This is a genomic window from Kineosporia sp. NBRC 101677, assembly GCF_030269265.1.
In the GTDB taxonomy this organism is placed as follows: Bacteria; Actinomycetota; Actinomycetes; order Actinomycetales; family Kineosporiaceae; genus Kineosporia; species Kineosporia rhizophila.
In genome coordinates, this window is record NZ_BSTA01000004.1 from 193,648 (window position 1) to 206,418 (window position 12,771).

The window sequence follows — 12,771 nt, forward strand, 5'->3', positions numbered from 1 at the left end:
CTTATAAGGAGAACCTGATGCAGACCGAACGGGACACCGTCGCTGTTGAACGCCAGCAGGCATACTACGAGCGCACTGCCGAAAGCTATGACGCCGATCATGTGCATGCCGGAGATGAGCACGCCATTGCACTGAACTACATTGCTCAGCTTTCCCGTGTGGTGGGCGCACATAGAATCTTAGACGTGGGGGCTGGGACGGGGCGAGGCCTCAGATACCTGACCAGTTTGCGTCCCGATATGGAAGTTGTCGGGGTCGAGCCCGTGGCCGGCCTCAGGGCTCAGGCTGAACTGCAGGGGACCAAGCTTCTGGATGGGGCAGGACAGCATCTTCCCTTTGAAGAAGACTCATTCGACCTAGTCATCTCCACAGGCGTTCTGCACCACGTCCCGGACCCGGCGCCCGTGGTGAAAGAAATGATGCGCGTGGCCCGGTTAGGTGTACTCATCTCGGACGCGAACAGGTTTGGCCAGGGTCCGCCGGCAATGCGGGCGGCCAAGATCCTCATGCATCTCACGCACACCTGGAAGCCATACATGTATCTGCGTACTAAGGGGCGAGGGTACATGGAATCGGAAGGGGATGGAGTCTTTTACTCCTATAGCATTTTTGATTCTATGCCGCTCATAAGCACATGGGCAGATCGCACCTTTGTAATCCCCACAAGCGGGCGATCCGCAGGGCGCCTTGGACCTCTCCTGGATGCCCCCAGCGGGCTGTTGGTGGCCTTGCGAGAGCCAGAAGGAACGCTAGAGCTTTAGGGTGCTTCTCTTGACTTCGTGTCACGCTCGTATCAGCCCATAGCTGGGGATCGCAGGTGCGAACGCCCTGTCGGTCTCTTCTCTCATCAGCAAGTTCATCATGGTGGTACTGGTCGAAGCAGTTGCGCTCACACGTGAGCATCAGGCACATCCCAAGATGGGGTTCCACGAGCGCCCCCCAAGTCTTGCAAGGGTTAACATGAGGGCAGCAGTACTGCGTCTCACCATGGCATGGCAGACCAGCAGCAATGGCATGTAGCGCAATGGTCTAAGGCGACAGGCGCGCGACCACGCCGCCCGTGGCTAAGTATGAGGCGCCATCCGACAAACGGAGGACTCCCCAAATCTGATTGGCGGGCACCGCATGTCCCTAAACAGTGGGACATGGCCGTGCCTCAGTTCGATTCCCTGGATTTGGGCCCGCTAAGCGAGCGAAAGATGTACTCTCTGTATCGAGTCGAGCACTCACCGTCGAGTTGGTCGAGCAGCATGGCCATATCGGCCGTTCCGATCGCAGATGAAGTCCGGGGACATGTCGTAGGTGAGATGAAGGAGACTCAAGCGGTGTTACCGGAATCCGTTGCACAAAAAGTGCGCGGAACTCCAATGAAAGTCTATGCCGGCTTCATGGGTGGGCAATCCTTGATTCAAGCAATATCTCTTGTGGTTGGCATTATCGTGGTCAATCAGTTGAGTAAGGCCGAGTATTCCTATTACACCATTGCTTTTACGGTCGTATCGGCCATCACTGTTCTGGGGAACTCGGGGTTCTCATCGGCCATACTTTCCAGGGGGGCGAAACTCAGGTCAGACCGACACGAACTGTCACGTCTCGTTCTGTCAATTATTTCTCTGCGCCGCCGGGTCTTCGTCATCGTTGTGATGATCGTGGGACCGCTTACCTGGATTTTGCTCCGACGAAATGGGGCGAGCACGCATACAACGCTCACATTGGTCTCTCTTGTGATGCTCACGTCGGCGGCCATGACGAGTTTCACAGTATTTAACGATTTACTGGCTCTGGAGTATGAACGAGCACGACTGCAGGTCGTTTCCATCTCAGGGGCTTTTCTGAGGCTTGCTGGGGCAGTGTGGTTGTTAGCGTGGCCCATGAAGGCTGCCGCAGTACCCGTCGCAGTCAACGCGATGGTGATATTTCTTTCCATACGTATGCAGAAGACCAGCGTAAGAAAATTGATTGACCTTCGCGCGCCAACGAAGAATCAGTTTCGGCAATTGGCCATGAGAAACTTTGCCAAACTGCTGCCGGTCAATCTATTCGTCGTGCTACAAGGCCAAGTAATCGTGTTCTACCTGGGGGTGCTGGGGCAGACGGAAACGTTGGCGGAGGTTGGAGCGCTGGGACGCTTCTCGACTGCGTTTGCTGTGATCTCCGTGTCGATGTCCATGCTGGCAGGTCCGATCGTCGCACGGGCCTCCACGGAGCGTGTCGCCATAACGTACTTTGGCATTCTCAGCTGCGCAATCCCTTTGATCTTCGTTCTTGTTGCATGTGTCAGCGCCTTGAGTCCTCATCTCTTGCCGCTGCTAGGAACCCAGTACTCGGGACTCGAAGCAGAATTGAGGGTTATGTTCGCTGCGGGGGCGATCATCTGCGTAGGCGAAGTTCTGCGAACCCTGAATCAGGCGCGTGGTTGGATCGGGCTCTCGTGGCTGCAGATACCGATAACGATTCTTGCGATCGGATCAGGTGTAGCGCTGCTTGACATGAGCAGCGCGATGGGTGCCTGCGTCTTCAGCGTCGTGGTGAGCGCACCAGCGCCCACATGCCAACTCATACAGATGACGGTGGGTATGAAAAACAGACAACGGACCGACCAACTTGCCTTGGCCGAAGGAAGAGCTTGATTGTGAGCATTACAGGCTTCTCGCCACAGGCGGTTCGTTCTAACGCCGAAGCCGAGCAAACAGTCACCCTCATCGAGCGACTGCTGATGCTGTATGCCGTGGCCTGGATTTATGAAGGGGCGCTTCGGAAATGGATTGTTCCCAGCCTTGGGTCGCAACTGTATTTCATAAGAGATGCACTTCTGCTTCTTATTATCATTTGCATTCTTTAAGAAAACCTAGGGCGTGCGGCAATCGTGACCGCCTGCCTGGAATGGTTCCTGCGCTCCTTATTATTGCGTTCGCGTCATACGTAAGACTGCTTGCGATTCAACACAATTTGGCGCTGCCGGTGCTTGTGCTCGGGGGTTTACAATATTCCGGTCTGTTTATCATTGCACTGCTGATAGGAAAGGTCTCACTCTGCACCCGAAACTCTTTGGAAAAGGTTGTAATCTTTGCCATTTCGGTACAGGCGGCCTTGATCTTAGTGCAGGTCCTGAGTCCGAAAATGTCCTACGTGAATCAGGTCGGCGCTGAGGCGTACCAAGAGGCGAGCACAACCAACGAGGTCGTGCGCTCGAGCGGCACCTTTGCTTCACCCTATGGTCTCGTCACATTAAAGGTGTCATGCGCCGACTTGCGCTCCTGATGGTTCTTGTGGCTTTCTCCATCAATATTGTCAGCTCATTTTTGCCGTCCGTGACCAATGCGTTCATGGAGCGTTCTAAAAATGCAAGCCAATCCGAATCGCTCACGACAGGATTATTTTTCAGAGCTTTGGCTACATCGACAGCGATTTCGGCGAGAACTTGGCCATTAGCGGCGCGGGCGTGAACAGTCAGGCGGGAATTCAACTTGGTAGCAATCAAGAGTGGGTTGAGAATGAAGGGATGCGCTGGGTTCGGGAGCTGGGCATCCTTGGGTTTATGCTCATGATTGCACGAACAGTTCTTCCGTTGGTTGCTTTGTACAAGCTTCAACGCATCAGGGAGCCCTTGCTTAGGGTCCGTGGCCTTATTCTCATTTTCTTGTTCATGCCTAGTGTTTTTTCGGGGCAGCTGAATCCGCAGGCCACCGTAGGGGGTGGTTTGGCCATATTCGCAGGGCTCGTACCCTGGTACGCCAAGGCCGGGCACCAGATCCGGGAGACAACATGAAACGGTTGGTGTACGCGTCAAATGTTCGACACACGGAGACGGCCTTGCGCGCGGCTGCACAGCTGCACTTAGACGTTTCTAGTTACGGACCTAGCCCATGGCCGGCGTTTGCATGGATCGCAGCTTCGCGAATGCCCATACCCCAAGCTTATGGTCGCCGCCTACAGCACTACGCTGCCAGGGGTGGGGGAGCAGCGGTCCGCTCCATCGGGCCAGGACAATACATTCCGCACGCGCTGGGACTGATGCGAAAGCCATACAGTGGTCGCGCAGTGCGTCTGACGCATTTGGCGCAGGCTCGGTACGTAACGACTTCCTATGGTCGTAAGGCTCCCGACTTTCTTCACACGGTAGAGGGTCTCCTAGCCCCCATGTTGTCGAGCTGGCCGAGCGCCTTCGGTGTCGTCGAGCGCCGCAGCCATCATTATCGTGTTCAAGAGGCTTTACGCAGGACTGAAGGCGAATTTCCACAGACAGCACCGTTTAAGGATGCCTTGCGCGAAACACTGGATGTCGAGTTCCGTCTGGCCGCCAAAGTGGTGGTGTACTCATCAGCAGTAGCCGAGAGCCACTGCCGCTACGGCGTCGAACCGGAGAAGATCCAGGTTATACCCATTTCCTTTGAACCGGGTCAGCTTGAAAGGACGGAACAGTCAGTTCTGGCCCGCAGTAATCGCAATGCGCGAAAAGCCCTATTTGTTGGAAGGGCAACCCTCGAAAAAGGAATCGACATCGCGGCGGAAGCCGTTCGGCGCAGCCGCAATTTTGACAAATTGCTGGTTGTCGGAAGCGCAACTGCCCAAGTACAGGCTTGGATGGCGAAGTGCTCGTGGATCGAGTACCTGGGCGTACTTCCTGGCGACGAGGTGCGGCAGTGGATGGAATCTGTGAACATCTTCATTATGCCGTCGGTGGAATCCTTTGGACTGGCTGTACTTGAGGCAATTGCCATGGAGCAAATTGTTTTAGTGTCTCATCAGACAGGGGTCGGATCCTACCTCAAGGAGGCCAACGAAGCCATTGTGGGTTCACTGCAGCCTGATGACTGGGCTGCTCGGCTGGATAAGTTGGCGTCCATTTCAGATGAGGAGCGCCGCGTTCGTATTGGACGGCAACGGCAGGTTTTCTCGCGTCTGTCTCCGACCATCGTCAAGCAAGGTTATCAAGCCATGTACGAGGAACTTCTTGCGTGAGCGTGACCTTGATGCGGTGACGGCTTTCGGGGCTTACCCCCGGACCTTGGACACGCTGAACCCGGCATGATGCTGGAGGAAGCGAGATGATCCTATCGTGGCACGTAAGTCGTGCTCGGAGGAGTTCCGGCAGCAGGCGGTGGACCTGTACCGGTCCACGCCCGGCGCATTGATCAAGGACATCGCCGCTGATCTGGGCGTGACCAGGGACGCGCTGAGTAAGTGGATCAAGGCACGACCGGCACCAGCGGACGAGGTGCCCTCGCCCTGACCCGGGTCTGTGGGGGCGCCGCCTGCCCGACGAGGACGGCCGGCAGGCGGGGCGGCGCGGATCGCGGAGCTGGAGGCCAAGTTGCAGCCCTGGAGGCGGCTGAGGCCGACCGCCAGGCCGAGATGCGCAAACTCGCGACCGAGCGGGACATGCGTCAGGCTGCGAAATATTTCGCGGGAGAGACGAACTGGTGAGCCGTTTCCAGTTCGTTGACGACCACGCAGACACCTTCACGGTGAAACGGCTGTGCGAGGTCCTGGACGTCCAGCGGTCTTCGTTCTACGCCTGGCGCAACGCCGCGCCCGGCCGGACCCGGCGGGCCGCCGCGGACGCGTTCCTGGCCGAAAAGATCCGCGTGGTCCATGAAACGGACCGCACCCAAGGCTCTCCGCGGATCACCGCGGAGCTGAATCAGGACGCCGGGCCTGGTCAGCCGGTCAACCACAAACGGGTGGCCCGGGTGATGCGCGAACACCAGATCATCGGCCTGCGGCTGCGCCGCAAGGCCCGCACCACCATCTCCGATCCGTCCGGGCAAAAGTTCCCTGACCTGCTCAAACGCCGGTTTAGCGCGCCCGCACCCCGATGTGTCTACGCCGGTGATATCACCTACCTGCCGATCGCCGACGGCTCGACGCTCTACCTGGCCACGGTCATCGACGTCGGCACCCGCCAACTGGTCGGATGGGCCATCGCTGACCACATGCGCACCAGCCTCGTCACCGCCGCACTCGACGAAGCCCTCGCTATCAGAGGAACTTTGAAAGGATCGATCTTTCACTCAGACCACGGCGGGCAATGAGCCCATTCCAACCTGCGTCAGCGGTTAAGGATCAAGGTCTGAAGGGCGTTGACGAGGATGGTTGCGTGGGCGGGGCTGGAGCGGCTCTTGCGCAGGATGCGCCAGCTCTTGAGGTCGGCGTTGGCTCGTTCGCCCGGTGCACGCATCTGCGAGATCGACGTGTTGACGGCCTTTTGGCCGACGGACAGTTCCCTGCGTTGGAAGAGGTGGGTGCCGCGATCCTGGCGCAGTCGGCGAAACGGGGCGGTGATGGTGGGCCCGGCGCCGATGTATGCGGTGTCGGCGAACGCGTCGATCCCGGCGGTGGCCAGGGCGTTGGGGATGCCGTGTTCGCGGGCAGCGCCGGCGTCGTGGCGGGCGCCGGGCAGGGCTGGTGATGCCCAGATCAGCCGGCCGACGGGGTCGGAGATGACTTGCACGTTCACCACGTGGGCCTTGGCCTTGCCGGAGTAGTAGATGCGGTCACCGCCGGAGGCCATGGCCACCCGGTCGATCCGCAGCAGGGTGCCGTCCAGGATCACGTAGGCCTTCTCGGCGGCGGTCTGGATGGCCTGTTCCAGGCTCGGGGCCAGCGCGGCCACGACCTGCAAGGCCTCGCGGAGATACCGATAGGTCGTGGTAGCACCGACGCCGAACCCGACGTCCAGGTCCCGGTAGGTCTCGCCCTTCTTCAGGTAAGCCAGGAGCATCAAAGCTTGCTGGTGAGAGGACAACACGCGCCAGCGGGTCTTCAGCTGGCGGCGGTGGGTGCGCAGCGCGTTCGTCACGAACCTTAGCGACCGGGTGGACACGTTCATGCCCGAGCGATAGACAAGCACACGAAGCTCCTGGTGGCGGATCTTGATCTCGACAATCCGGATCCCACCAGGAGCTTCTTCATGTCTGCGCCACCGCCACGTGCACCCTCACCGCCCCCAGAACCCCTGTGACTCAGGAGGTTGGAATCAACTCAATACACCTCGAAGGACTTCGTCCAGCACTGCAAGGACCTCGGACTGCGCCAGTCCATGGGAGCGGTCGGCTCCAGCGCCGACAACGCGATGGTCGAGTCCTGGAACGCCACCTGCAAACGCGAGGTCCTCCAAGGCGCCCGCTACTGGCCCGACCAGGCCACCTGCCGTCGGGACATCTTCCGTTTCAATACCCGATACAACACGCGCCGCAGGCACTCCTACTGCCGGTATCTCTCACCCAACAACTACGAGGAAACCTTCACCCTCGATACACTCACCCTGGCCGTCTGAAACAACCACCCGCGTGTCCAGGATCCGGGGTGAAGGCCCGTTTCATCTCGATGCCTCTATCGGACATGGTGGAGGACGCAGGTGAGATTTTGATCCGCACGGTCTGGCATTGGAACCTGCACACGCGGTTCGCGTGCCGACGGGCAGTCCGGCGGGCGGAGCATGCAATCGCTCACCCGGACGAGAAGCTTCAGATCGGGTACATAGAGCGCGCCCGGGGCGCCCACTTCTAGCCGAAGGGGCATCGCCAGTAGCCGTCGAGATCATGCCCAGTCGCCCTGTTCGCGCCGGGGTTTAGTGTGGAGCATGAGCGACAAGGAGACGGGGCGGCAGGGCTGGTCCGCGAAGGTAACCGCCGTTCTAAGGTCGGCCTTCCGGCGGCTGAACGACGCGTCCACCCACACGGTCGCCGCTGGCCCGCCGCCCAGGCCGAAGGGCCCGGTCAGCCCGTGGGAGAGGATGCGCGAGCCCACCTGCGAGGTGACCAGCCTCGAGCAGAAGCGCATGGCGCGGGCCCGCCGCGTTGGAAGGCCACTCCGGTCCTCAGTCAGCCTGGCCAGCCGCAGGGGGTACGTGTTCAGGGCTACCGCCGACGGCAGCACCAGAGCGAACTCCGAGAGGCAAGCCCGCACTGATGTGTGGGGCGCCCGGAACAGCTACCGAGTCACTCGGCCTCTTCAAGGCTGACCGCAGCCTGACGTTCATTGATGCCGAACGCGAAGATGACGAGGCCGGTGCTGTCCATATCTGCAGTCTGGCACCCGCGGCGAGGCCGGAGCCCGTGACCACCATTGCGGGGTCCACCAAACGCCCCACGACTGGCGGGTAACCGCTTGGCCTCACCACGGCTTGGGCACCCTGGGTGGTCGCGGTCACGGGGACCGCGGTTCAAATCCGGGGATGTCATGGGCCTTCACACCAACGCAGTTACCGCGACGTCCAGCACCGTCCAGCACCGCGTCGCCTATCTCGACGGACTTCGAGGTGTAGCCATCCTCGCGGTCATCGCCGTTCACTGGCGCCACGGGTTCCAGTGGTTCATCGGCGGATCCGTCGGGGTCGACGTCTTCTTCGTCCTGTCCGGCTATCTCATAACGGGCATCCTCATCCGCAGGCGCCCCAGCTACGGCGCCTTCATGCTCGCCCGTGCCCGCCGCCTACTCCCGGCGCTTGCCGGTGCCATCGCTGCGGGGCTCCTGCTGTGCCTGCTGTTGCCAGACCCGCCGGTCAGCGCGGCCGAAGCGTTTGCGGGTGCACTCGTCACGGGCCTGCAGCTCACCTCAATCAGCCGTCCTGGCTGGGATTTCGCGGCTACCCCCTGGAGCGTCAGCTGGTCTCTGGCGGCCGAGTGGTACTTCTACGCAGCCTGGCCGGCGATCGTTGCTGCTGTCGGGCGGAGGACTTGGTCGCCGCAGCAGGCGCGTAACCGCCTGCTCGTGGGGGCAGGCATCGTCTACGGGGGTTCTATGCTGCTGTCTGGATCGTGGTTCTACTACGGCCCGTCAGGGCGGTTCGCCGAACTGGTCGTGGGCGGCGCCCTCGCCTACCACCAACTCTGCCCTCGCCCGGAGCACACCGGCCGCGGCCGCCAAGTTGCAGCGTGCGTGCTCGGTGCCGCAGCGGTAGCCTGGGTGGTCATCGGCACCGGCGGGACGGACGCCGCGTACCGTTGGATAGGACTGCCGGTCGCCGTGGCCTGGACCTGCTCGGTGATCGTCCTGGCCATGAGCGAGCCGGGGGCCGCACTCATCCGCGGGCTGGCATTTAAACCTCTTGCTGCCCTTGGGCGCATCTCGTACAGCGTGTATCTCTGGCACTACCTGCCCCTTGCGTTCCTCGCGAACACCTCGTTCGGTCTGCCTAAGCCGGTAGCGCTCGGGGGTTGCATGATCCTGGTGGCCGCCGCGTCGATAGCCAGCTACCGGTGGCTTGAGAAACCGTTCATCCGACCACACGCCGCCACCCCGCCAGTCATCGATGTGCGAACTAGCCGAAAGACCGTGGCGCCAGCGGATACTTCGGGGGTGTAGCACACTGCACGCCGACGCTCCCGGGGATCACCGGGGCGGAGGACCCATGGGCCGGACAAACGCACGGCTCGGCTATGAACCGCTCTCGCTGGGCGGTACGCCCGGGCAAACTAGACGGTTGCGGTCACGGGGACCGCGAGCTACTGAGGCAACGATGATTTCCAGCGTCCGACTGATGCGTCATCTGAAAGGGCAGGCGATCACGTGGAGGACCCGCCGCCGTATTCAAAGGCAGTGGCCTACCTGCGCCGGCTGCGATGAACGCATCCAGCTTTCTGAGGCGCATCGAGGGCACCTGCGGCTGGGTACATGAGCGGCCGGACTGCTTAAGCGAGAACGGGGCCAGATGGGCCCTCTGAACGGGGACAGCGTCCTTGCCCGACTCGGCCGCTTCTTCCGGCCGCTTCAACCCGTCCACCTAGGGCACGGGCCGATCGCCAACGACCAGCGGCCCTGCCTGCAGTGCGGAACGCCCATCCCCCGGGCGCCGTGGCACTGGTGGTGGGACCGCCAGGACTGCTGCAGTGAACGCTGCTGGGCAACGTGGGCCTCAAAGGTCGGCTTTGACCAGTGATCTCACGCCCACGCAGTATCAGGCGATCGTAGGATGACCGGCAAGTACGCCGCAGTATGGAAGATGGCCACCGGGACACTCGGCCGGTGACCTCCGCCACCGCCACGCCCTCAGTGCGACTCCACAGCCTCGATGGACTACGCGGTCTGGCCGCCGCCATCGTCGTCGTGCACCACGCCCTGATGGCCAACGCCGTCCTGTACGACCACTCAGCCACATGGCCGTCCTGGTCTTGGGTAGCCCTACATACTCCGGCCTACCTGCTGTGGGCCGGGGCTGAGGCCGTCACCCTGTTCTTCGTGCTGTCAGGCTTCGTGCTGGCTGCCCAGGCATGCCGCGAAGGATTCACCTGGCGCAGCTACTACCCCAGCCGACTGGTCCGCCTCTACCTGCCCGTCTGGGCCTCCATCGCTCTGGCCGGTGCGCTCTTCCTGGCCATACACCGCACCGCGCCGGCCGGGGCCAGCTCCTTGCTGCTGGAACACCGGGACCAGCAGATCGGCGACACCTTTAAAGACCTGATCCTCCTGGCCGGGACCAGTATGCTGAACGGTCCGCTGTGGTCGCTGCGGTGGGAGGTCGCGTTCAGTCTTCTCTTGCCCGTCTACGTGCTGGCGGGTCGGTGGAGCGCCACGAGCCGGGCCCGGGCGGCCGCGGTGGCTGCCGGGCTGACGCTCGTCATGGTGGTGGGGATCGCCACTCACGTCTTAGCCCTGCAATACCTGCCGGTCTTCGGGTTCGGCACGCTCCTGTTCTTCCATCAGGATCTGAACTCAGCGTTGGCGCCGCGGTTGGCCCATGGCTTGACCGCGCCAGCGCTGGCCGTCGTGGCTGGCTGCCTGATGATGCCCGTGGTCGTGGCCGGGTGGGTCATACAGCCGCCTGCGGGGGCGGCCAGCGCGGGGAAGATCTTGGTCGTGTTCGGTTCGATCCTGTGGATCGTCCTGGCCCTGCACTGGCCGCCGCTGAGGTCGTTCCTGACCATGCCAGTGCTGCGCTGGCTGGGGTCCAGGTCGTTCACGATCTATTTGGTCCACCAGCCGATCATCGTCACGGCAGCGTTCGTCTTCGACCTGGCCGGGCGCCCCGCCCTCCTGCTCGCGGTGACGGCGCCGATCGTGCTCGTCACCAGTGAGGCTTTCTTCCGGTGCGTCGAGCGCCCCGCCCATGCACTCTCGCGTCGCCTAGTCCGCCGGGACACGCGGCAGACGTCTGCGGCCCGGATGCGGTGACGGAACAGAGAGCGGACCCAGCAGAGGCAGCAGCAACAGCGCAACGGTGATAGCTGTGGCCCCTTGTTGCGTGGGTTGGGTGTTCAGCAGCCCTCCAAAGAGGTTGACCGAAAGGATCATCCCGAGAAGGAAAAGCTCCGGCTGCCGGAGCCTGTAAGCCCATCGCCACGCCCAGACCAGCAAGGCAATTCCGGTAGCGAACCGGGCAACGACCGTGAGGAGCCCGAGGAGCCCGCCTTCGGCGATCCAGCGGCCAGGTTCATTCTCTATCCACCCGTACGGGGAGCCGGCGGCAATGCCGCCCATCGCCCTTGCGCCAAGACCTTGCCCGAACAGGCTCACTGTCGGTACGTACTCGGTGAAGAGCAGCAGCTGATCGTTGACCCGATCGCTGGTCGACTGGCTCTGCTCAGCATTCTCGAAGCGTTCCTGGAACGCGGTCAGAACGCCGGGCGCGAGGTGGGTAACGACGACGAATGCCGCGACCAACGGGACGGCCAACCGCAGCACTTGGCGGAACAACTGCCTATCTCCGGCAGCCCGGGCCACCAGGAGCCTGGCTACCAGGCACGCGACCGCCAAGAAGATTGCCGAGCGCGACCCGGACACAAAGCACGTCAGCAGCAGCGACGGCAGGACCACGATCCGGTTCAGGAGCGCCATGCGTGGCGTGATCTTGTCGGAGCCGACCATCCCGAGGGATAGCGGCAGCGCGATCATCAGGTACGACACGATCCCGAAGGCCGCAGTGAAGGTGCCCGACGCCCGGACCACTTCACCGGACGAGAAGATCACGACGTATGCGTCCGGGCCGACCTTGTTGATCCAGCTCTGCTGCGGGCTTAGCGACTGCAGCAGCGAGATCCCGGCCTCCAGCGGGGCCATCATCAAAAGGATGCGGGCCAGCGACCAGAACAGCTCCGGGCGGCAGTACCGCCAGCATAGGTGCACGACGAACAGCGGGCCCAGGAACGACCTGACCCCGACGACACCAACTCCCACCGGGATCGGCTCAACGATCAGCTGAACCAGGACCAGGAAGACGACTATGGCCTCGGCCCAGGCGAGCGCTCGGGGAACCCGCCGCCGTGGCACGTCCTGCAACAGGAGCAGTGCCAAGGCGACGACGATGAAACCGTCGCGCGCGAAGTACAGCGGCTGGCCGAGGCCGGCGGGCCCCCACTTGCGCAGGATGCCCTCGCCCAGCCACAGCAGCAGATAGATCTGGGCGGCGCGCTCTGCAAGGTTGGGGCGCCACACGGTCTCGGCGACCGTCTCGCGGACGGTCGAGGTGCGCGGGGTTGTGGACATCAGACACCGCCCGTGTACTGGTGATCCCAGAAAATCCGGTGGTGTTCCGCGCTGCAGCACCACAGTTTGCGCGAGGCCTTGAACTCGTCGACGACCGACCAGGGAGTGTTGACCGCGACTTCGGCGCACGTCGTGACCGCGCACTGCGGCTCCGCGGCCCTGACCCGGGCACGGGTTCGGTGCGTGATCCAGGCGTCGGCGAGTCGCCGCCTCAGAGACGGGCCGGCAGGTGCGTTCATGCCCGCGATTCTGCACTGTGGGGCGAGAGACCCTCCACGGCGAGTAACCTTCTCCGCCGATCGGCTGAGCCGGGCACTGAATTTCGTACGACTCAGAGGGGCCGGG

Annotated in this window: 11 protein-coding genes and 1 pseudogene; 8 read left to right on the top strand and 4 right to left on the bottom strand. The window is 62.1% G+C overall.

The window, feature by feature from the left end:
* Positions 1–17: 17 nt before the first annotated feature.
* Together QSK18_RS13570 and QSK18_RS13575 are read left to right on the top strand one after the other, a co-directional pair.
* On the top strand, positions 18–761 hold the full coding sequence (locus QSK18_RS13570; RefSeq protein ID WP_285619266.1) for a class I SAM-dependent methyltransferase: 744 nt from the start codon (positions 18–20) through the stop codon (positions 759–761).
* Between the two features lie 384 nt (positions 762–1,145).
* Positions 1,146–2,630 (top strand): lipopolysaccharide biosynthesis protein, encoded by a 1,485-nt coding sequence (locus tag QSK18_RS13575; protein WP_285619268.1) that lies wholly within the window; start codon positions 1,146–1,148, stop codon positions 2,628–2,630.
* Positions 2,631–3,223: 593 nt separating this feature from the next.
* Here the strand turns inward: QSK18_RS13575 and QSK18_RS13580 are convergent.
* Positions 3,224–3,748, bottom strand: a complete 525-nt coding sequence (locus QSK18_RS13580; protein ID WP_285619270.1) for a hypothetical protein — start codon at positions 3,746–3,748, stop codon at positions 3,224–3,226.
* Positions 3,749–4,140: 392 nt separating this feature from the next.
* On the opposite strand from QSK18_RS13580, the gene QSK18_RS13585 reads away from it, so the two are divergent.
* The 3 genes from QSK18_RS13585 to QSK18_RS13595 all read left to right on the top strand — a co-directional run bounded on the left by QSK18_RS13585 (position 4,141) and on the right by QSK18_RS13595 (position 6,035).
* Positions 4,141–4,962, top strand: coding sequence for a glycosyltransferase family 4 protein (locus tag QSK18_RS13585; protein ID WP_285619272.1), 822 nt, complete (start codon positions 4,141–4,143; stop codon positions 4,960–4,962).
* A gap of 97 nt (positions 4,963–5,059) precedes the next feature.
* Positions 5,060–5,233, top strand: a complete 174-nt coding sequence (locus QSK18_RS13590; protein ID WP_502894186.1) for a transposase — start codon at positions 5,060–5,062, stop codon at positions 5,231–5,233.
* Positions 5,234–5,423: 190 nt separating this feature from the next.
* Positions 5,424–6,035, top strand: a complete 612-nt coding sequence (locus QSK18_RS13595; protein ID WP_285619276.1) for an IS3 family transposase — start codon at positions 5,424–5,426, stop codon at positions 6,033–6,035.
* Positions 6,036–6,052: 17 nt separating this feature from the next.
* Here the strand turns inward: QSK18_RS13595 and QSK18_RS13600 are convergent, their stop codons facing one another.
* Complete coding sequence (locus QSK18_RS13600) at positions 6,053–6,853, bottom strand: transposase family protein (RefSeq protein ID WP_285619282.1); 801 nt, start codon at positions 6,851–6,853, stop codon at positions 6,053–6,055.
* A 135-nt stretch (positions 6,854–6,988) separates the two neighbouring features.
* Here QSK18_RS13600 and QSK18_RS13605 point away from each other — a divergent pair.
* From QSK18_RS13605 to QSK18_RS13615, 3 genes and pseudogenes are all read left to right on the top strand, one after another.
* Positions 6,989–7,279, top strand: a pseudogene (locus QSK18_RS13605) (integrase core domain-containing protein); the annotation flags it as partial.
* A 905-nt stretch (positions 7,280–8,184) separates the two neighbouring features.
* Entirely contained in the window at positions 8,185–9,309 is a 1,125-nt protein-coding gene (locus QSK18_RS13610) for an acyltransferase family protein (protein WP_285619285.1), read from the top strand.
* Between the two features lie 660 nt (positions 9,310–9,969).
* Positions 9,970–11,115, top strand: a complete 1,146-nt coding sequence (locus QSK18_RS13615; protein WP_285619287.1) for an acyltransferase family protein — start codon at positions 9,970–9,972, stop codon at positions 11,113–11,115.
* Here QSK18_RS13615 and QSK18_RS13620 read toward each other — a convergent pair.
* Both QSK18_RS13620 and QSK18_RS13625 read right to left on the bottom strand, forming a co-directional pair.
* Positions 11,068–12,426 (bottom strand): O-antigen ligase family protein, encoded by a 1,359-nt coding sequence (locus QSK18_RS13620; protein WP_285619288.1) that lies wholly within the window; start codon positions 12,424–12,426, stop codon positions 11,068–11,070. The two genes, QSK18_RS13615 and QSK18_RS13620, sit on opposite strands and share 48 nt — an antisense overlap.
* Positions 12,426–12,665 (bottom strand): hypothetical protein, encoded by a 240-nt coding sequence (locus tag QSK18_RS13625; RefSeq protein WP_285619290.1) that lies wholly within the window; start codon positions 12,663–12,665, stop codon positions 12,426–12,428. Before QSK18_RS13625 ends, QSK18_RS13620 begins: the two co-directional genes overlap by 1 nt.
* Positions 12,666–12,771: the final 106 nt, after the last annotated feature.